We start from the raw sequence: 19,777 nt of genomic DNA, 5'->3' as shown, positions 1-19,777 counted from the left end.
GTGGCTGTTAACGAACAACCAGCACTGGCAAAGTCGCGTGTCGAACAACGCTGGAAGCGTTTGAGCCGAGCAGATGGGTGCTGATTGATGGGTTACGCGACCCAATGACAACGACATCCGCATTCAACTCTTCACCCAACTCGTTGACCACGTCACGGACGCTGCCAAAGCGGACGTGTTGCTTAATACGGGAAGGATCGATGCTGAAGTGACCGACCATCGTTTGCAGACGGGTTTCCGCTTCGTGTTGCAGATGCTCTTCAAAACGACGGACATCGGCTGCAAAGCGGTGCAGGCTTAAGCTCGCTGAACCTGGCAGCACATGCAGCAGATGGATAACCCCTTTATCCTGGGCCAGAAATTCTGCATGGCGAATAGCCTTGTCACTCAGTTCCATTTCGAATACATCAACAGGCATTATGATTGTGTTGTACATAAACATTCTCCTTGTCATTACATGAACACATAACAGCATAGTATTAAAAATGATTCTGTCAGTCACGACACAGATTTATGTTTTGCGAACAGGAAAGAAAGCGAGGAGCAGGGAGATCTAACCGGAAAGAGGATGCGGATGCATCCCCTGTAAGATAAAGCGAGTGGCTTTGATAAGACAGAGTTAGCGCAGGTAGTCGCCTGCAGCTTCAGGCTGGTACTCAAGCTCGATAACTTCGAGGTGCGTTGAGGTCCCGCCTGGCAGTTCCCAGTGAATGGTATCACCAACGCGCAGCCCCAGAAGTGCAGCGCCGACAGGTGCCATTACCGAAAGCTGTGTGTTGCTGTCAGTCATAGTAGCCGGATACACCAGGGTACGCACACGGACTTCGCCATCACTCAGATTGCGGAATTTCACGCGGCTGTTCATGGTCACGACGTCGTGCGGCATGGTTTCTGGAGAACACATTTGGGCACGATCCAGCTCGGCGTTAAGGGCGTCGGCAATCGGTAAACCAGCAAACGCAGGTTGCTCCAACAGGCGGTCAATGCGTTCCGCATCGAGGTCGTTAATGATGATAGTTGGTCTGGACATTTATTACTCCATGTCGTCGATACTGCGGGTGCGCAGGTAAATAATCCCAAAAGAAAACCCTCACCGTCAGGCGGCAAGGGTTTAGCTTTTATGATGATACTGAGACTTACCCCATGTTTGAAGTGATTTAGTTCACATTCAGGTAAATCATCAACATTGTCGCATATGGTGTGATTTTAGCCGAAAAACGTGATCGTTCTCCAATTTGCATTATGCTTTTTAAGCGCTCGCTGCGGGCGCGTCAAACAACTCAGTGTTCCGCGACAGGAGATCTCATGAGCCAGTACGACAAACTTACCTTGAAAGACGGCAGCTATTTGCATTTTAAAGACTGGGGAAGTGGACAACCTATTGTGTTTAGTCACGGTTGGCCGCTGACGGCAGATGCGTTTGAAGATCAAATGCTGTTCCTTGGATCGAAAGGATTTCGTGTGATCGCCCATGACAGGCGCGGACATGGGCGTTCGGCCCAACCCTGGGATGGACATCATATGGATCAGTATGCTGACGACCTGGCTGAACTTACCGCGCATCTCAATCTTAAAGATGCCGTACATGTTGGGCACTCTACCGGCGGTGGGGAAGTGGCTCGTTATATTGGCCGGCATGGGACGCAGCGGGTGGCAAAAGCGGTGTTAATTGGCGCGGTGACGCCCATTATGATCAAGACTGACTTTAACCCAAATGGCGTGCCGAAAGAGGTATTCGATGGCATCCGTGAGGGGGTTGTGAACGATCGCGCCGCCTTTTTCTATGAGCTGACCGCTGCATTCTATGGCTACAATCGTCCTGGCGCAAAAGAGTCGAAAGCCGTCAGGGAAAGTTTTGTTGAACAAGGTTTACAAGGTTCCATCAAAGCGTTGTACGACTGTATACACGCGTTTTCGGAAACAGATCTGCGTGAAGACCTCAAAAAGATGACCATCCCGACGCTGGTGATCCACGGTGATGACGATCAGATTGTTCCGTTTGAAACCTGCGGAAAGGTCGCGGCGGAAATGCTGCCGGACTCGCAGTTAAAGGTATATGTCGGCGGCTCGCATGGCATCTGCACCACCCATAAGCAACAGATCAACGGTGACCTGCTCAACTTTATTCAGTCGTAATCGTTGGCAGATTGTTCTACGCTGATCTTCTTTTTCCAGGGGGATGAGCGAAGCATAATTTGTGCTGCGCTGACGTTAACTTCAACAGGGAACGCTATGTATTTCTATCAACCGTCACAGGGACACGGCTTACCGCATGATCCGCTAAATGCCATCATTGGACCGCGCCCGATTGGCTGGATTGCGTCGCGTGACGGCAACGGTCGGCACAATCTGGCACCATACAGTTTCTTTAACTGTTTTAACTATCATCCGCCGATTATCGGTTTCGCCAGCAGCGGCTGGAAAGACAGCGTGCAGAATATTATCGAAACCGGTGAATTTGTCTGGAACCTGACGACTCTTGAGCTGGCCACTGCGATGAACGAAACGTCAGCCAGCTTGCCGCACGGTGAGGACGAGTTTTTTGCCGCCGGGCTTAGCAAGGCAGATAGCCGGATAGTCAACGTGCCGCGCGTGGCGCAAAGCCCGGTCAATTTTGAGTGTCGCTTATCGCAAAGCCTGCAACTGACTACCGCTGATGGCTCACCGGTTGATACCTGGCTGGTGTTGGGGGAAGTGGTAGGCATTCACATAGATGAAACGCTCCTGGAAGACGGCATCTATCAGACGGCGAAAGCGAAACCGGTACTGCGTGCAGGTGGGCCAACGGCGTATTATTCGATCAGTGAAACACATCGTTTTGATTTAGTTCGCCCGGACGCCCGTGCAAAACGCTAAGTTTACGGACCGACGCCAGCTCGCAGCGTCGGTCGCAAGTTTCAGTATCCCACTTTGTCGATAATAAACTGTTTACCGCAGCTACCCGGATGCGGTTGCGGTAAGAATGACTGGGCAGATAACGTCTGGTTGATGTTGTCGGCTTTCAGGGATAACTGGATCTCAGTGAGATACGCTGGATTGCCGTGGCAGCTTAGCTTCACAGCTTTGACGTTTTCTTTGCCCCAGCTTTTGGCAACGGCGGCGTCAAATGCGTTACGGCTGACGGTTTTGCCGTAGTTTTCCGCCAGGAATTTGCCCACCTCGCTGTCCTTAACCTCATTATTCAGCCGCACCATCGTGCCGAAGTACGCGTCGGGATCAAAACCGAAACACGCGCCATGTTTGGCATACTCGTAACGTTCCAGACAGGATCTCCCTCCAGCGCCGGGCATTACGGCGCTGAGTTTTGCCGCGCTTTCCAGCGACAGCCCGGTTTCGGGGGCCGCGCATTTACGGCTGGCGCGGGCTTCAGGCAGGTTGGGAATAGGGCGAGTCGCGCAGCCAAAACGCATCCAACGGCGATTGTCTACTCCACGGGCGGCAATGGATTTAGGCAGGCTGGGCCATAAACCGTGAACGGTCAGGAAATCAGCTTTGTCTGCGCTCTCTTTTTGCAAACGACATTCGTCAGGCTCCTGACGATTACGCTCGTGTTGGCTCTGACAAAATCCGGTTTGCCAGGAGAGAGCCAGCACGTAGCTGTCAAAATCAGCGTACTGTTTTGCCTGAAGTTCATCGGCCTGAGCTGCAGAAACTGGTAGCAGGAGTGCTGCCAGCAACGAAGAATAACGCCATGTTGATGTCATGATGATTTCGGACACTTATATAAATTCTGAATATCATCTATTTAATCATAAAAAATGCCAGTCAGGTTTAGCTGACTGGCATCATTTTATCAGGCGTGAACAGGAATGATTAGCTCCACATTGCCAGAATCGGCCAACCGACCAGCAGAAGCATAGCGATGTAGATAACGCCGAAGATAGCACCCAGACGCCAGTAGTCTTTGGACTTCACATAACCACAGCCGTAGATGATAACGCCTGGGCCTGTTGCATATGGAGTCAGACAGCCCATGATACCGATGGACAGTACCAGCAGGATACACAGGTGTTCCATCGGCACGCCCGGGATACCTTTACCGACGGCCAGAATAACCGGCAGCATGGTGGCGGTGTGAGCGGAAAGGCTGGCAAACAGGTAGTGAGCAAAGTAGAACACCAGCACCAGAACGATCACGGTCGCGTTAGGCGAGAAGCCTTCCAGGTGCGTGCTCATAGTGTTGGCGAACCAGTCGATGAAGCCTGAACGGGTTAAACCATTCGCCATAACGACCAGCGTGGCGAGGTTAACCAGAGTGTTCCATGCGCTGTTATAACGGGTAATGTCTTTCCACGGTACAACGTGCAGCGCCAACATCAGGGAGACAGCCAGCAGGCCCACTGCGGTTGCATCAATCAGTTTACCACCGAAGACCCACAGGCCCAGGCTGAGCAGTACCAGACCGATCAGCGTTATCTCTTTACGGGTAAGTTTACCCATGCCTTTCAGTTCATCACCGGCCCAAGCGGCAACTTCAGCACTGTGAGTAACTTCTGGTTTGTACAGAACGTATGACAGCCACGGAGCAACGATCAGCAAAATAATACCGACCGGCAGGAAGCTGAGGAACCACTGCAACCAGCTGATTTGAATACCGGCAATTTTGTTGACGAATTCCAGACCCAGCACGTTAGGCGCAGCGCCGGTCACGAACATCGAGGAACTCAGGCTGGTACTGATGACCATCATCCACATCAAATATCCACCGATACGGCGCGCGGAAGGATCGTTCGGGAATGATTTAAACAGCGGCGGCAGGTTTTTGATAACCGGGAATACGGTGCCACCGGTACGCGCAGTGTTAGATGGAGTAAACGGTGCCAGCAGAATGTCGATGATAACAATCGCATAGCCCAGCGTCAGGGTACGTTTACCCATGAATTTCACCAGGAACAGCGCGATACGACGACCCAGACCGGTGACTTCATAACCCAGTGCGAAGATAAACGCACCAAACACCAACCACACGGTGGTGCTGGAGAAGCCAGCCAGACCCCATTTCAGCGCTTGCTTACCCGCTTTAAACGCCGGGTCGGCCAGTTCTGAAGCATCAAACAGCAGATAGTTGCTGCCGATAACGCAGATCGTTACGGCGATAAAGCTGATCGCTGTTGCCGGAATTGGCTCCAGGATCATACCGACGATCATCGCCACAAACACGGCAAAGTAGTGCCAGGCCTGTGGAGGCATTCCATCAGGGACGGGGATAAGAAACATGACACCCATGACGACCAGGGGGGCCAATAACTTCCATATTTTATCTTTTGCTAAAGACATGTGTGTGATTCTCCGGAAAGGATCTTTAATTGTGATAATGATGAACTTGTGAAATCTGAGCTAAGAACCAGGTGACGATCAGCAGATCGGCGCAGCCTCCGGGACTGAGGTTGCGTTCAATGCACTGTTGGTCGAACTGGTGTAGATATTCGAGATCGGCAGGGGTACGAATCCCCCCTTGCTGCATCAGGGCGGTGGCCTGCTGCTGTAGCCAACGCAGACCTTCTGCGCCGCCACGTGAAGCCACGTTGGTGTCGCCGTTGATAGACATCAGCAGCAATAATGTGTCGAGTAACGCCAGTTCAGGGTCGCGGCCCTGAGTCAGCAGTGCGCGGTAGTGCGGCAGGGCATGCTGGATGACTAGCGGATATCCCGCTTCGGCTTCGCCCCGTGCGCCGGTTAATCCCAATTGCTGATAAAGACGTTGGCCAGCCGTGAGTTGTTGATTGTTCTGGCGCAGTTCGCGCTCGGTCAGGCCACGGCAAAATGTTGCTGCCGTAGAGCAAATGGTTTCAGCGGTAACAGTGAGTTGGAGCTGGTGCAGGCGGCCAATGGCGGCGCACAGCAGTCCCAGTGAAAAGATACTCCCTTTATGGGTGTTCACCCCGGCGGTGGCGCGGAACATATCGGCTTCGCAGGCCATGCCCAGCGGGCGCAGTCCTTTCAATACATCCTCAGGCGACAGCTGTGCGCTAAACGCCCCATATTCAATAAAACGTGGTAGCCATGACTGAATCGCTTCAGCGCTGCGATGAAAATCTTCCAACGCCATATCTTTATGCGCGCCGTTGTTAATACGATCTACCAGACCGGGTTTGGGCGCCAGGTTGACTTCAGTCAACATGGCGCGCCACGCAAGCGTTGCGTAAGCATCAGGCAGATCCAGAGGAAGGACTGCGTTATTGGTTGATGTTGCGGGAATCGGCATCATGCAGCAGTGCCTCCATCTGAGTGAGTAAGTCGGAAAGCGCGTGGGTTTTACCCCGCGCACAGTCGGCAGCACTTTGCTCGCACAGCAGACAGCGGCGGGCAGGGAGTGCGAAATGACGCCGGGACAGAATTTCCCCTTCAGGGGTCAGGACATCGATATCCCATAGCCGTCCCAGCGGGTGTGAATGCTCAAGTTCAATCGTGGCGAGCTTGAGGTCGTGGGCCGGAGCCTCAATAGACAAAAGACCTTCTGGACCGCTGGCAGAAACCAGCGCTGTTTGCTCCCTGACAATCCAGGTGGATTGTTTCGCCAACGCGAGCAAGGCGGTTACGCCATGATTAAAGATGTGACGAGTTAATTCGCTGTCTTTAATCGGACCCGGTGCGACGACGGTAAACGAGACCAGCGGCGCAGAGTGGCGTGTCAGCCACTCCTGTTGCCTTGCCTGTCTCTCATCGCGGCTGGCTAGCAGCTCGGGAATGGAAACCTCGTGTCGGGTGGCGTATTCAGGGAGCAGGTGCATGGTTTATTCCTTCACCTGATGCACAACGTCAATCACTGAACCATCGCGGTAACGCACAACGGCAATCACGCGGTCAGTGAATTCGATAGCGCGTGGCTGACCGGTGAGCTGCTGTGCACGTTCGCGCAGCCATTCAATGGACACCACTTTCATACCGGCTTCTTTCAGACGTTCTGCCAGTTCCGGACGTGCAGGGTTGACGGCGATACCGTGGTCAGTGACCAGAATGTCAACGCTGGAGCCTGGGGTTACGCAGGTCAGCACGTTATCAACCAGGGTCGGGATGCGTCCGCGAACCAGCGGCGCGACGATGATAGACAGCGCAGCGGCAACCGCGGTATCGCAGTGACCACCGGATGCGCCGCGCAGTACGCCGTCAGAACCGGTCAGTACGTTGACGTTGAAGCTGGTATCAACTTCCAGCGCGCTGAGCACCACGACGTCCAGACGATCGACGGATGCGCCTTTTGAGCCCCAGTTGGCATACTGGTTGGCACTGATCTCAATGTGGTTTGGATTGCGGGCCAGCGATTCTGCGGCGTTACGGTCAAAACTCTGAACGTCCAGCAGTTTGCGAATCAGGCCTTTTTCGTGCAGGTCAACGATGGTAGCGGTAATGCCGCCCAGCGCGAAGTCGGCACGGATATCGCGGCTGCGCATTTTGTCTTCCAGGAAACGCGTAACGGCCAGAGAAGCGCCGCCGGTTCCTGTCTGCAGTGAGAAGCCTTCGTTGAAGTAGCCGGAATTAGCAATGACCTCAGCCGCGCTACGGGCGATTAACAGTTCACGCGGGTTGGTGGTCATGCGGGTCGCATCGGCACCAATTTTGTCAGCATCGCCAACCTGATCGATCTGCACGATCAGATCTACCTGATCCTGCGTAATGCTGGCCGGGTTATGCGGATAGGTCAGCAGCTGTTCAGTCAGCAGGACAACCTGTTTCGCGTTTTCGGCGTCTACGCGGGCATAGCCCAGTGAGCCGCAGCACGCTTTACCGGTATAACCGTTGGCGTTGCCAAACTGGTCGCAGGACGGCACGCCGAGGAACGCCACATCAATGCTGAGCTCGCCACTTTGCACCAGGTGCACACGGCCACCGTGGGAGTGAATTTGTACCGGTTCGGCTAGCAGGCCACGTGAGATTTCTTCCGCCAGCGGGCCACGCAGACCGGAGGTATAAATGCGGCTAACCACGCCCTGACGGATGTGCTCAACCAGCGGAGCATGGCAGTCGCTCAGAGAGCTGGAGGCCAGCGTCAGATTTTTAAAGCCCATATTGGCGATGGCGTCCATCACCAGGTTAATCGTCAGATCGCCACCACGAAAAGCGTGGTGGAAAGAGATAGTCATACCATCCTGTAAACCTGAACGACGAATAGCGTCTTCCAGGTTAGTGCACAGCTTTTTGTCGCGTGGTTTTTGCGCCTGCAATTCTACTTTTGCGGTGCTCTGATAAGCGGAAAGCTCACTTTCTGCATGACGGCTCCAGGTCGCCACGCGATCCTGGCGTTGAGACTGTTCGATTTTCTGCGTCATTTTTTTGCCTTATTCTTCGCGAATGCCGGAAAGTTCTGCACGGGAGATAACCAGAAGGGCGCGCTCGATAACCGGGCTGTCGACCATTTTGCCGTTCAGGGAAACTACGCCACGACCTTCGCGAGCAGCGGCTTCAGCGGCTTCCACAACCAGACGGGCGTGAGCCAGCTCTTTGCGCGTTGGGGCGTACAGGTTGTGCAGGAGTTCGATCTGGCGCGGGTTGATGAGCGATTTGCCGTCAAAACCCAACTGCTTGATGTGTGCGGCTTCGTGCAGGAAACCCGCTTCGTTGTTGGCATCGGAATACACGGTGTCGAACGCCTGAATACCGGCAGAACGTGCAGCCTGCAAAATAGAGCAGCGGGCAAACAGCAGTTCAGTACCTTCCGGTGAGCGCTCAGTGCGCAGGTTACGTACATAGTCTTCCGCACCCAGGGCAATACCGATCAGACGTTCGGAAGCATGGGCAATTTCTACCGCACGGGTAATGCCTAACGGCGATTCGATGGCGGCTAACAGACCGGTGCTGCCTGGCTCACGGCCACAGGCGTTTTCGATACGCAGAATTTCGCTTTCGATGTCGATGACATCCTGCGCGGTATCGGTCTTCGGTAAACGTACGATGTCAGCACCGCCACGTACCACGGCTTCAAGGTCGTTGATACCCCATTCGGAGTCGAGGGCGTTTACACGCACGATGGTTTCAACGTCGTGATACAGCGGATGCTGCAGCGCGTGGTACACCATGCGGCGAGCGGTATCTTTTTCACGCAACGCGACGGAGTCTTCCAGGTCGAACATCAGTGCATCTGCCGGGTAGATGAACGAGTTGCTGACCATGGCGGCATTGGCGCCCGGTACGAACAACATGCTGCGGCGAGTACGAGTTTTACGTTGTTGCAAAGATTCGGAAATCACTGGCAATCCTCCCATGGCAGTGCCGGAATACCGCCAGCGCGGGCCAGTAGTGCTTCCAGTCGCGCACGTAAAATGCAGTCCAGTGCGCCTTTATCATCAACATTCAATTGCACGCCGCGTACGTTGTAGCGGGACAGAACGTCCAGAATGGTGGCCCGGATGGCATCACCGAACTGCTTTTCGACGCTACTGTTAACCTGCAGGTCAATATCCTGCGAATCGAGTGGGGCGATGCGAATCATCACATCACCGGACTCGAGTGTGCCTGCGACGGCTGCCTGGTTTATTTTCATTTTTCACCTGTTGCTAATGCGGGGGTATTTTGGCGGACTGCCGCACCCGATGAGGCTCGCTCAACCATGCTTTGCAGATACTGCAGCGTGGCGTCAGGGACCAGGGATGCGATAGCCGTGAGATCTTTTTTAACCAGCAGCTTGCGCACCCAGGAGGCGGAAATCGGCATCTCCTGGAAGCACAGCCGCTCAATTTCCACCAGTTCAATCGGCGGGGCGGGAAGCGTTGGGGTCTCCAGCCAGTAACGCATGTCGTTGTTATACTGGGAGGTGACGGTGCAATACGGCTCAGTACCGACGAAGCGGTGCGTGACGCCGAGAGCCGGAGCCAGATACTGGCGGAAGATTTTCAGGTCTATTTCGGTGTAGCAGTGGTTAATAACGCTCTGCTCTTTGATGAAGTAACACGGGAATGTGGCGCGGGAAATGATGTACTCCGAACCGCGATGCACGGTTAAACGCGGAATGTCTTTTGTTCCTTTAAGCACCAGATCCAGGCGGTCTTCATACGGAAAACGTGAGGTATCTTCTTTCACCAAAAACAGATGCAGCCAGTCACATTGCGCGGCCGCCTGTTGGATCAGAAAACGGTGTCCGTTGGTGAAGGGGTTGGCGTTCATGACGATACAGCCAATTTTTTTCCCATCATGACGCTGTTTTGCCAGTGATTCGGCGTAGCGTTTCAGACGTGTGGTGCTGTTTTCCATCAATACCATAATGCCGGGAACGCTGGTGAGCGTAGAAAAACCGCACTGTTTAAACAGCGATTCGTACTCGGTTTTGGTATAGATGAAGAGGTGCGTACAATGGCGTTCATAGGCAAGGTTGATTAACTCGGTCGCCAGCATCAGCGCTAAACCCTCGCCGCGGACAGATTCACAGATTGCGACACACTTAATAATATTCCCAGCGATACCACCGCAGGCAATCAGACGGTCGTCACGGGTGACGGTGATAAATACTTCGACGGTCGTATCTACGCTCAAATCATTCTCTTTCAGAAATTGCGCGATAGCCGCCATCTTTTTATTTTCTGAGCGTTTAACTTGCGTGAATATATTATTACCGAACATAGTGAATAGAGCCCCGATGCTATATTTGTTACTGGGTTTCTGTTTTTGTTGCTCTGTTTAGCAACCTGATAACGTTTTGTTTGCAATTGAAGGGAATGGTTTTTTATTACGGAGTATTTCTTTTTTTCCCTGTTGCATACATCGTAAGGGGTATTTTGGAGGTGATTTTTGATTTATTTCACAATAAGTTAGAAGGTTTTAATGTGTTTTATGGTTTTAAGTTTTTTAATTAATTTAACCCTAAAATAAGGTGTGGTTTTAATTTGTTTAATTGATTTAAAGTGGGGAATCTGCAACGATCTTGTTTTATACCATAACGTGTAAATAGAACATTTTAATTACAACTACAATGAGAAATTAGTTTTAGTTAACGTCGGTGAGGAAAAATGTGATGGCAGAACAGAAAAATAAAACACGGTTTCCTTTTTTCCGCAGTCTGGCGTTTCCTTTACGTATCTTTCTGCTCATTCTGGTCGTTTCTGTTTTTATCATCGCCGCCCTGGCACAATACTTCACCGCCAGCTTTGAAGATTATCTGGCAACGCATGTCCGCGATATGGCAATGAATCAGGCCAAAATCATCGCCTCTAACGACAGCATCATCACGGCGGTTAAGCATCGTGATTACAAGCGGTTGGCGACGATTGCCGACAAACTGCAGAGCGGAACTGACTTCGACTATGTGGTTATCGGGGATACCAACTCCATTCGTCTATATCATCCGAACCCGGAAAAGATTGGCTATCCGATGCAGTTCACCAAACCCGGTGCGCTGGAAAAAGGCGAGAGCTACTTTATTACCGGTAAAGGGTCCATCGGGATGGCAATGCGCGCTAAAACGCCCATCTTTGATGACGATGGCAAAATCATTGGCGTAGTCTCAATTGGTTATCTGATCAGCAAAATCGATAGCTGGCGATCGGACTTCTTACTTCCGATGGCCGGCGTGTTTATCCTCCTGTTGCTGGTACTTATGCTGCTCTCCTGGTTTTTCGCTGCCCATATTCGTCGGCAGATGTTGGGTATGGAACCGAAACAAATTGCGCGTGTGGTACGTCAGCAGGAAGCGTTGTTCAGCTCGGTATATGAAGGATTGATTGCCGTGGATCCTGATGGATATATCACCGCAATAAATCGCAGTGCGAGGAAAATGCTGGGGCTGTCTTCACCTGGGAGAAAGTGGCTTGGAAAACCGGTGAGTGAGGTGGTTCAGCCAGCGGACTTTTTCACCCAACAGATTGCGGAAAAACGACAGGACGCGATGGTCAACTTTAATGGACTGAGCGTTATCGCCAACCGTGAGGCGATTCGCTCCGGTGACGAACTGCTTGGGGCAATCATCAGTTTTCGTAGTAAAGATGAAATTGCTACTCTTAATGCGCAGTTAACGCAAATCAAACAGTATGTAGAGAGCCTGAGGACGCTGCGTCATGAGCATCTGAACTGGATGTCGACTATCAATGGTCTGCTGCAAATGAAAGAGTATGACAAGGTTCTGGCCATGGTGCAGGGGGAATCCCAGGCGCAACAGCAACTGATTGACAGTCTGCGCGGCGCGTTTGCCGATCGTCAGGTAGCCGGTCTGTTGTTTGGCAAGGTGCAGCGCGCGCGGGAACTGGGTCTCACCATGACTATTGTTCCGGGCAGCCAACTGCATCAACTCCCCGAGGGGCTGGATAGCACAGAGTTTGCAGCAATTGTTGGCAATCTGCTTGATAATGCATTTGAAGCGAGCTTGCGCACCCAGCAAGGCAACAAGGTCGTCGAACTCTATTTGAGCGATGAAGGGGATGACGTGATCATCGAAGTTGCCGATCAGGGATGCGGTGTGCCGGAAGCATTGCGTGAAAAAATATTTGAACAGGGTGTGAGCACCCGTACCGATGAACCAGGTGAACATGGCATCGGTTTGTATCTTATTGCAAGTTATGTGAGGCGCTGTGACGGGGTGATTACGCTCGAAGATAACTCCCCCTGCGGCACCTTATTTTCTTTATTTCTTCCGAAAGTGAAAAAAAACAATGACGGAACCATTAACGCTATTGATCGTTGAGGATGAAACGCTACTGGCGGAAATGCATGCTGAATATATCCGCCATATACCCGGCTTCAGCCAGATATGGCTGGCGGGTAATCTTGCGCAGGCGAGGATGATGATTGAGCGTTTTAAGCCCGGTTTGATTCTGCTCGATAACTACTTGCCGGACGGCAAGGGAATTACCTTATTGCATGAGCTAACCCAGGCGCGTTATCCGGGCGGTGTGGTGTTTACCACGGCGGCCAGCGACATGGAAACAGTCTCCGAAGCTGTGCGCAGCGGCGCGTTTGATTACCTGGTCAAACCCATTGCCTACGAGCGGCTGGGGCAGACCCTGACGCGTTATCAACAGCGGCGACGCATGTTGGCGGGTAATGATAGCGCCAGTCAAAAGCAGATAGATGAGATGTTTAATGCCTACGCGCGGGGCGAGCCGAAAGGGGATTTACCGACTGGGATTGATGCCTTAACGCTGAATGCAGTGCTGAAATTATTTGCCGATCCGACGGTACACCATACAGCAGAAACGATCGCCCAGGCGCTCACTATCAGCCGAACGACTTCCAGACGTTACCTGGAGTACTGTGCCAGCCGACATTTGATTATTGCGGAGATTATTCACGGTAAGGTGGGTAGGCCGCAGCGTATCTATCACGGCGGCTAAATGCTGATTTCTGACGTAGGCCGGATAAGATGCTTTAGCATCGACATCCGGCAACGTTGCAGTCGAAATGCCGGATGCGGCGTGAATGCCTCATCCGGCCTACATTTCTCTGAGTATCAGCCGCCAACGACGGCTGAAGAAGAACCTGGTACCATCACTTCCGTTGCGATAATCACAACCAACAACCCAACCAGAACCGGAACCGAGGTACGTTTCACCACTTCGAACGGAGAAATCTTCGCCATACCTGCAACAGCAACCACCACGCCGGAGACCGGGGAGATTGTGCGTCCAAGGTTTGACGCCTGCAGCATCGGGATAACAAGGTAAGCTGGGTTAATGCCGGAGGAATGCGCCAGCTTAGGGATCATCTCAACGAAGGCATAGAACGGAGCGTTACCGGAACCCGTAGTCATTGCCGCCAGCATAGTCAGGATCACCAGCACCATCATCAGAATAATGCTCGCCGAACCAAACGAGGTGGCGATAGATATCAGACTCTGAATAAAGCCGATTGTGCTCAGGCCCTGGGCAAAAACACCCGCAGCGACTAACAACATCACCACGTTAGCAAAGGCATCCGCCATGCCACGGTAAGCGACTTCCAGACCAGAGAAAACCTTTTGGGTGTTGAACCCACGTACGAACTCCAGAATAGCCGCGATGAGCATGCACAGAACCAGAATCGTAATGATATGCAGCTGTGGACCCCATTTACCATCAAAAATCAGGACGCCAACAATCGGGGTAAACGGCAGAATGGCGTAAAATGACGGAGCAGTCGTGGTGATTTCAGCCACATCTAACATTTCATGAGAAATGTTCTCTTTTTTATCCAGAAAACGCTGCCAGAAAAAGTGGGCAATCGCCATAGCAATGATGGCGGCAATGGAAATTGGCAGCGTGGTTTTAAAGGCGAAATCGATCAGCGGCATTTCCGCAGCTTTTGCCGCCAGCACCACATCACCGGATGTTGGTGAAAGAATAATTGCAGCAGGGGAGGCACAAATGGCCGCTGCGGCGCCACGGCTGATCCCAACGTTAACCATGACCGGGAACAGTGTTGCCATCAGCAATACGCCCAGACCGGTTGCTGACGAAACCGCCAGTGACATCAGGCAGGCGACAAAATAGGCGGCAATCATTAGCAGATAAGGTGAGTTGATGTATTGCAGAGGCTTGGAGGCCAGCTTAACGACCATATCGTTCGCGCCAATGTGGGTCATATAAGCGGCAAAACCACACAGCATCATGATCATCATGCCGAGATCGCCACCACGGCTCATCAGCAAAATTTTAATATATTCAACAATGTCTGTTGCCGTATAGCCCGTTGATGCCGCGCTGGACGGCAAAACTTTATGCCCCATCAGCGCACTGATAATCAGCAAAACCAGACCACCAACAAACAGTACGCCTGTCGCGGAATAACCTTTAATGATGTAGCGCGCTACACCCACAATAACCACAACCCCAATAAGGAGTTCAATAAATGTCAACATCGTTTCCCCTGTCGCATTGCTGCCCAGAAAGTAAAAAAACTAAAAAAAGTAAAAAGTGGTGACAGAATGTGCCTAATAAACCGATAACTCTTGCTGATTAAAATCAATAAAAATACGGATTCAAGCGATGGTTAAGCCGTTTTTTCAGCATCGCGGTTTAAAAAAGAATCTCACAATAAGAAACTGTGAAGCGCAGCGCTGATGTGTGTGTTTTGTGGCGGTGATGAATATTAATTGTTAATTTATTGTGATGATATTTAACTTTTTTCGCAGGAAAGAACAATTTATTGGCAATAAAGAGAAAATAGTTCCTATTAGATGGCTCAATAAACTCATGGATAATTATCTTAAAAATTATAGGCTGAGGATTATTCTGATTTTTTAGCTGCGCATTTTTGTTAAGCTAACATTAAGGTTGGGTTTGCTACAATTAATAATAAATCCCAGGATGGTAATTAAGTTGTGATTGTCGCTAAACGATATTTTCTCATTTTTTCATTTCTTTTTATTCAGTTAGCTTTCATTCCCCAGGGCGCTGCTGAAGATAAAGGCTGGTTCGCTACTTTTAAAGACAACGTCAGTGAAACCTGGCAGCAGCCAGAACATTATGATCTGTACGTGCCGGCTATTACCTGGCATGCTCGTTTTGCTTATGATAAAGAAAAAACGGATCGCTACAATGAACGCCCATGGGGGGCGGGCTTTGGTCAATCCCGTTGGGATGATAAAGGTAACTGGCACGGGCTTTATATAATGGCCTTTAAGGATTCCTACAATAAATGGGAACCTATTGGTGGTTATGGCTGGGAAAAAACCTGGCGACCGCTGGCAGATGAAAATTTCCATACCGGACTTGGCTTTACCGCCGGTTTTACCGCGCGCGATAACTGGAACTACATTCCGGTTCCCGTGCTGTTACCGCTGGCATCGATAGGGTATGGTCCGGCAACGTTCCAGATGACCTACATTCCGGGAACGTACAACAACGGTAACGTCTACTTTGCATGGATGCGTTTCCAGTTTTGATGGACTACCTGTATTGTCAGGTGGATTATTAAAAAGTCTTTTAAAAACAGTGCGATATTAACTTTAACTGAAAAATAACGCGACATTTATCACTTTTTGATAAAGTTCGACTGGACAAAGTCCACCACAATTGTTGTACTGATACCCGACACAGCATTTGTGTCTATTTTTCATGTAAAGGTAATTTTGATGTCTAAGATTAAAGGTAACGTTAAGTGGTTTAATGAGTCCAAAGGATTCGGTTTCATTACTCCGGAAGATGGCAGCAAAGACGTGTTCGTACACTTCTCTGCAATCCAGACCAATGGTTTTAAAACTCTGGCTGAAGGTCAGCGTGTAGAGTTCGAAATCACTAACGGTGCCAAAGGCCCTTCTGCTGCAAACGTAATCGCTCTGTAAGCATACGACAGCAAGCATTCAAAACCCGCTTAATTGCGGGTTTTTTTTCGCTTCAGTGCGCGGGAGAGGCCGAAACCAGCCAGAATGCCAGGGCGGTCATCGCAAATGATCCCAACAGATTAACCAGTACATTCACCATAGCCCAACCAAAGCGTCCTTCCTGTAGCAAAAACACCACCTCAGCTGAGAAAGTGGAAAACGTTGTTAGTCCCCCGCAAAAGCCAGTGGTAATCAGTACCTTCCACATTGGATCAATGTTAGTCATGCGATTAAACCACGCCAGACCCATACCAATGATAAATGCGCCAAGTAAGTTTGCAGCCAGCGTACCGAATGGGATGGCCTGATGTAGCGGGTTAAACCTCATGCTCAACATCCATCTTGCTACACTACCTGTACCACCACCGATAAAAACCGCTAAAAGGAGTTGTAACACTGCATAATCCTGCTATTTGATTGTATATAGGATGAGTGTAACGCTGAATAATCGTGGTTGGCGAGCCTAACAATGTTTTCTGGAGGGAATATGTTCGTTGCAGCAGGGCAATTTGCCGTGGGACCTTCATGGGAAAAAAATGCAGAAACCTGCGTCTTATTGATGTCACAGGCTGCAGGAGAGGGGGCGTCGCTGCTGGTATTACCGGAGGCGCTTCTGGCCCGTGACGATCTGGACCCAGACCTGTCAGTGAAATCAGCTCAACTGCTGGAGGGCGGATTTTTGACGCGCTTGCTGCGAGAAAGCGCGCAAAACGAGATGACGACAATCCTGACGATTCATGTTCCTTCTGTGCCAGGCCGGGCGTTTAACATGCTGGTGGCGCTACGGGCAGGTCTGGTCGTGGCCCATTACGCTAAATTACATCTCTATGATGCCTTTTCGATTCAGGAGTCACGAAATGTGGATGCAGGGGACGCCATAGCGCCGCTGCTGGACGTAGACGGGTTAAAAGTAGGGTTAATGACCTGTTATGATCTGCGCTTTCCTGAGTTGGCGCTGGCGCACGCATTGCAGGGAGCGGAAATTCTTGTCTTACCCGCAGCCTGGGTTCGGGGATCGCTTAAAGAACATCACTGGGCTACGCTTTTGGCGGCAAGAGCGTTAGATGCGACGTGTTACTTGATTGCGGCGGGAGAGTGCGGTAACAAGAATATCGGCCAAAGCAGGGTCATCGACCCCTTTGGTGTGACCATTGCTGCTGCGGCAGAAACGCCCACGCTAATTATGGCCGAGGTTTCCGCCGAGCGGGTGAGGCAGGTTAGGGCACAACTCCCGGTGTTAAGTAACCGACGCTTTGCGCCACCGCAATTATTATGACGTTTTTTTAAACAAGGCTTGATTCACCTTGTTACAGATTGCTATTGTGTGCGCGCGTCGAAAGGCCGTTAATATTCTCAGGTTAATATGGCGCTTTATGCAGCCTGGTTTAAGTCAAGAAGGTATCTATGGGTGAGATTAGTATTACCAAACTGCTGGTGGTTGCCGCACTGGTTGTTCTGCTGTTTGGTACCAAGAAGTTACGTACACTGGGTGGAGACCTGGGAACGGCAATCAAGGGCTTCAAGAAAGCAATGAACGACGATAATGCCGATGCTAAGAAAGATGCTGATGGTAGCGTTCAGGCTGAGAAGCTTTCTCATAAAGAGTAATGTCAGGAGCATGATGCTCTTACTGCATACTCTGCATGAAAAAAAACCGGCAATTTGCCGGTTTTTTTATTGCTGATATGTAAGTGAGTATTACACGATTACTTCACTTCCAGCCCTTTGGCCTGCATGTCAGCATGGTATGAAGAGCGAACGAATGGACCGCAGGCTGCATGGGTAAAGCCCATTGCCATAGCTTCGGCTTTCATCTCATCGAACTCATCCGGGCTCACATAGCGTTGAACCGGCAGGTGATGGCGGCTTGGCTGTAAATACTGCCCCAGCGTCAACATGGTTACACCATGACTGCGCAGGTCACGCATGACCTCAATGATTTCCGCATTGGTTTCGCCCAGACCGACCATCAGACCTGATTTGGTCGGAATCTCCGGGTGCGCTTCCTTGAAACGTTCCAGAAGCTTCAGTGACCAGTTGTAGTCAGCTCCTGGACGAACATTGCGATAAATACGTGGTACGTTTTCGAGGTTGTGGTTAAACACATCCGGCGGGGTGGCCGTGAGGATATCCAGCGCACGATCCATACGACCACGGAAGTCAGGCACCAGCGTTTCGATTTTAATCGACGGGCTTTTCTCACGAATAGCGGTGATGCAGTCAGCAAAGTGCTGAGCGCCGCCGTCACGCAGATCGTCGCGGTCAACGGAGGTAATGACGACATAGCGCAGCGCCATGTCAGCAATCGTCTGAGCAAGTTTTAACGGCTCGTTAGCATCAGGAGCAACCGGACGGCCATGGGCAACGTCACAGAATGGGCAACGGCGGGTACAGATTGCGCCGAGGATCATAAAGGTTGCAGTTCCGTGATTGAAACATTCAGCCAGGTTAGGGCAGGAAGCTTCTTCGCAGACAGAGTGCAGGCCATTTTTGCGCATTGCCGCTTTGATGCCCTGGATGCGAGTGGAGTCCGCTGGCAGTTTTATTTTCATCCATTCCGGTTTACGCAGCAGGGCTTCACGCTCTGTTGCCACATTTTTTACCGGGATAAGAGCCATCTTATCGGCATCGCGGTATTTAACACCGCGTTCCATCACAATGGGTTTACTCATAGCTTGCGTGTTCCAGTTGCGAATTACGAAGGAAAGCGTTTCAATTCAAGGGAATGTTGCATTTATCAACTATTTTTGAATTAGTGATACGCAGTATATCATTGAAACGGGCCAGAAAGCAGCCTGACAGGCTGGCAAAATGTAAAATAGTTGTTGTTTTGTGCCATTTGCCACAACATATGCCGTGGCAAAGTATGCGCGTATTTTCAGTCCGCGATGTACTCGTGCGGTGGGTTACCCAACAGCGCCAGAATGTTGGCCAGCAGCCTTGGGCGAATGCTCTCGGTCGTGGCTGTGCTATCCCACTGCGATACCTTCGCCATTTCCATTCCGGCATAACCACAAGGATTGATACGCAGGAAAGGCGACAAGTCCATATCCACGTTGAGTGCTAAGCCGTGAAATGAACATCCTTTACGAATACGTAACCCCAAAGAGCAGATTTTCTTCTCTCCAACGTATACGCCTGGCGCATCGGCTCGCGGGTGGGCGTCAATACCGATTTCCGCAAGGGTATTCACAACGGTTTGCTCCAGCAGCGTAACCAGTTCGCGAACGCCAAGTTTACGACGCTTCAGGTTCAACAGCACATACATGACCTGCTGGCCCGGCCCGTGATAAGTCACCTGACCGCCACGATCGCTCTGGATCACCGGAATATCTCCTGGCATCAGTACGTGCTCTGCTTTACCTGCCTGACCCTGGGTAAAAACAGGATAATGCTCTACCAGCCAGATTTCGTCATAACTGTTTTCATCGCGGGTATCGGTGAATTCGTGCATGGCCAGAGAAACTGGCTCGTAAGGTTGAAGACCGAGCTGGCGGACAAGAATTTTATCCTGATACAAAACGGCATCTCCGTAGATACTCACATAGAGTAGAGAAT

22 protein-coding genes are annotated in these 19,777 nt (G+C 51.1%); 8 read left to right on the top strand and 14 right to left on the bottom strand.

What is annotated here, in order from left to right; all coding sequences use genetic code 11:
- Positions 1-7: 7 nt before the first annotated feature.
- Positions 8-436, bottom strand: a complete 429-nt coding sequence (gene uspG, locus SK38_RS10990) for a universal stress protein UspG (RefSeq protein ID WP_003022101.1) — start codon at positions 434-436, stop codon at positions 8-10.
- A gap of 183 nt (positions 437-619) precedes the next feature.
- A complete protein-coding gene (rnk, locus tag SK38_RS10985) occupies positions 620-1,030 on the bottom strand; it encodes a nucleoside diphosphate kinase regulator (RefSeq protein WP_003831264.1) in 411 nt (136 codons plus the stop codon).
- Between the two features lie 275 nt (positions 1,031-1,305).
- Here rnk and SK38_RS10980 point away from each other — a divergent pair, with 275 nt between their 5' ends.
- Together SK38_RS10980 and SK38_RS10975 are read left to right on the top strand one after the other, a co-directional pair.
- Positions 1,306-2,136, top strand: coding sequence for an alpha/beta fold hydrolase (locus SK38_RS10980; protein ID WP_048235896.1), 831 nt, complete (start codon positions 1,306-1,308; stop codon positions 2,134-2,136).
- A 96-nt stretch (positions 2,137-2,232) separates the two neighbouring features.
- A complete protein-coding gene (locus SK38_RS10975) occupies positions 2,233-2,856 on the top strand; it encodes a flavin reductase family protein (RefSeq protein ID WP_003022109.1) in 624 nt (207 codons plus the stop codon).
- Positions 2,857-2,897: 41 nt separating this feature from the next.
- On the opposite strand, the gene rna is transcribed toward SK38_RS10975, so the two are convergent.
- From rna to citC, 8 genes are all read right to left on the bottom strand, one after another.
- The gene (gene rna, locus SK38_RS10970; protein WP_048236469.1) at positions 2,898-3,704 is read right to left on the bottom strand and encodes a ribonuclease I; all 807 of its coding nucleotides are present in this window, start codon (positions 3,702-3,704) and stop codon (positions 2,898-2,900) included.
- 109 nt (positions 3,705-3,813) lie between these two features.
- Positions 3,814-5,277, bottom strand: a complete 1,464-nt coding sequence (gene citT, locus SK38_RS10965) for a citrate/succinate antiporter CitT (protein WP_003831271.1) — start codon at positions 5,275-5,277, stop codon at positions 3,814-3,816.
- A gap of 25 nt (positions 5,278-5,302) precedes the next feature.
- A complete protein-coding gene (citG, locus tag SK38_RS10960) occupies positions 5,303-6,208 on the bottom strand; it encodes a triphosphoribosyl-dephospho-CoA synthase CitG (RefSeq protein ID WP_048235895.1) in 906 nt (301 codons plus the stop codon).
- A complete protein-coding gene (gene citX, locus SK38_RS10955; protein ID WP_048235894.1) occupies positions 6,177-6,731 on the bottom strand; it encodes a citrate lyase holo-[acyl-carrier protein] synthase in 555 nt (184 codons plus the stop codon). Before citX ends, citG begins: the two co-directional genes overlap by 32 nt.
- A gap of 3 nt (positions 6,732-6,734) precedes the next feature.
- The gene (gene citF / locus SK38_RS10950; RefSeq protein ID WP_003831274.1) at positions 6,735-8,267 is read right to left on the bottom strand and encodes a citrate lyase subunit alpha; all 1,533 of its coding nucleotides are present in this window, start codon (positions 8,265-8,267) and stop codon (positions 6,735-6,737) included.
- Between the two features lie 9 nt (positions 8,268-8,276).
- Complete coding sequence (locus SK38_RS10945; RefSeq protein WP_003831275.1) at positions 8,277-9,185, bottom strand: aldolase/citrate lyase family protein; 909 nt, start codon at positions 9,183-9,185, stop codon at positions 8,277-8,279.
- Positions 9,182-9,478 (bottom strand): citrate lyase acyl carrier protein, encoded by a 297-nt coding sequence (gene citD, locus SK38_RS10940; protein ID WP_003831276.1) that lies wholly within the window; start codon positions 9,476-9,478, stop codon positions 9,182-9,184. Before citD ends, SK38_RS10945 begins: the two co-directional genes overlap by 4 nt.
- Positions 9,475-10,551, bottom strand: a complete 1,077-nt coding sequence (gene citC, locus SK38_RS10935) for a [citrate (pro-3S)-lyase] ligase (protein ID WP_048235893.1) — start codon at positions 10,549-10,551, stop codon at positions 9,475-9,477. Before citC ends, citD begins: the two co-directional genes overlap by 4 nt.
- A 391-nt stretch (positions 10,552-10,942) precedes the next feature.
- Here citC and dpiB point away from each other — a divergent pair, with 391 nt between their 5' ends.
- A complete protein-coding gene (gene dpiB / locus SK38_RS10930; protein WP_008784080.1) occupies positions 10,943-12,604 on the top strand; it encodes a sensor histidine kinase DpiB in 1,662 nt (553 codons plus the stop codon).
- Positions 12,573-13,253, top strand: a complete 681-nt coding sequence (gene dpiA, locus SK38_RS10925; RefSeq protein WP_003831279.1) for a two-component response regulator DpiA — start codon at positions 12,573-12,575, stop codon at positions 13,251-13,253. The genes dpiB and dpiA overlap by 32 nt, the downstream gene beginning before the upstream one ends.
- A gap of 116 nt (positions 13,254-13,369) precedes the next feature.
- Here the strand turns inward: dpiA and dcuC are convergent, their stop codons facing one another.
- Complete coding sequence (gene dcuC / locus SK38_RS10920; RefSeq protein ID WP_003022136.1) at positions 13,370-14,755, bottom strand: anaerobic C4-dicarboxylate transporter DcuC; 1,386 nt, start codon at positions 14,753-14,755, stop codon at positions 13,370-13,372.
- A 462-nt stretch (positions 14,756-15,217) separates the two neighbouring features.
- Here dcuC and pagP point away from each other — a divergent pair, with 462 nt between their 5' ends.
- Both pagP and cspE read left to right on the top strand, forming a co-directional pair.
- Positions 15,218-15,781, top strand: coding sequence for a lipid IV(A) palmitoyltransferase PagP (gene pagP, locus SK38_RS10915; protein ID WP_003831280.1), 564 nt, complete (start codon positions 15,218-15,220; stop codon positions 15,779-15,781).
- A gap of 189 nt (positions 15,782-15,970) precedes the next feature.
- Positions 15,971-16,180: a transcription antiterminator/RNA stability regulator CspE gene (gene cspE / locus SK38_RS10910; RefSeq protein ID WP_000034825.1), complete on the top strand. Its 210-nt coding sequence runs from the start codon at positions 15,971-15,973 to the stop codon at positions 16,178-16,180.
- A gap of 52 nt (positions 16,181-16,232) precedes the next feature.
- Here cspE and crcB read toward each other — a convergent pair whose 3' ends face one another.
- Positions 16,233-16,616 carry a fluoride efflux transporter CrcB gene (gene crcB / locus SK38_RS10905; protein WP_003831281.1) on the bottom strand — a complete coding sequence of 128 codons (384 nt, stop codon included), beginning with the start codon at positions 16,614-16,616 and terminating at the stop codon, positions 16,233-16,235.
- A 90-nt stretch (positions 16,617-16,706) separates the two neighbouring features.
- On the opposite strand from crcB, the gene SK38_RS10900 reads away from it, so the two are divergent.
- On the top strand, positions 16,707-17,495 hold the full coding sequence (locus SK38_RS10900) for a deaminated glutathione amidase (protein WP_048235892.1): 789 nt from the start codon (positions 16,707-16,709) through the stop codon (positions 17,493-17,495).
- Between the two features lie 128 nt (positions 17,496-17,623).
- Entirely contained in the window at positions 17,624-17,827 is a 204-nt protein-coding gene (tatE, locus tag SK38_RS10895) for a twin-arginine translocase subunit TatE (RefSeq protein WP_003022699.1), read from the top strand.
- Positions 17,828-17,925: 98 nt separating this feature from the next.
- On the opposite strand, the gene lipA is transcribed toward tatE, so the two are convergent.
- Complete coding sequence (lipA, locus tag SK38_RS10890) at positions 17,926-18,891, bottom strand: lipoyl synthase (protein WP_003022702.1); 966 nt, start codon at positions 18,889-18,891, stop codon at positions 17,926-17,928.
- Between the two features lie 206 nt (positions 18,892-19,097).
- Positions 19,098-19,739, bottom strand: a complete 642-nt coding sequence (lipB, locus tag SK38_RS10885; protein ID WP_003831286.1) for a lipoyl(octanoyl) transferase LipB — start codon at positions 19,737-19,739, stop codon at positions 19,098-19,100.
- Positions 19,740-19,777 lie beyond the last annotated feature (38 nt).

The sequence above is a fragment of the Citrobacter sp. MGH110 genome, assembly GCF_001037515.1.
In the GTDB taxonomy this organism is placed as follows: domain Bacteria; phylum Pseudomonadota; class Gammaproteobacteria; order Enterobacterales; family Enterobacteriaceae; genus Citrobacter; species Citrobacter portucalensis.
Note: the sequence above shows the minus strand (reverse complement) of the source record. Positions and strands in the feature narration are given on the sequence as shown.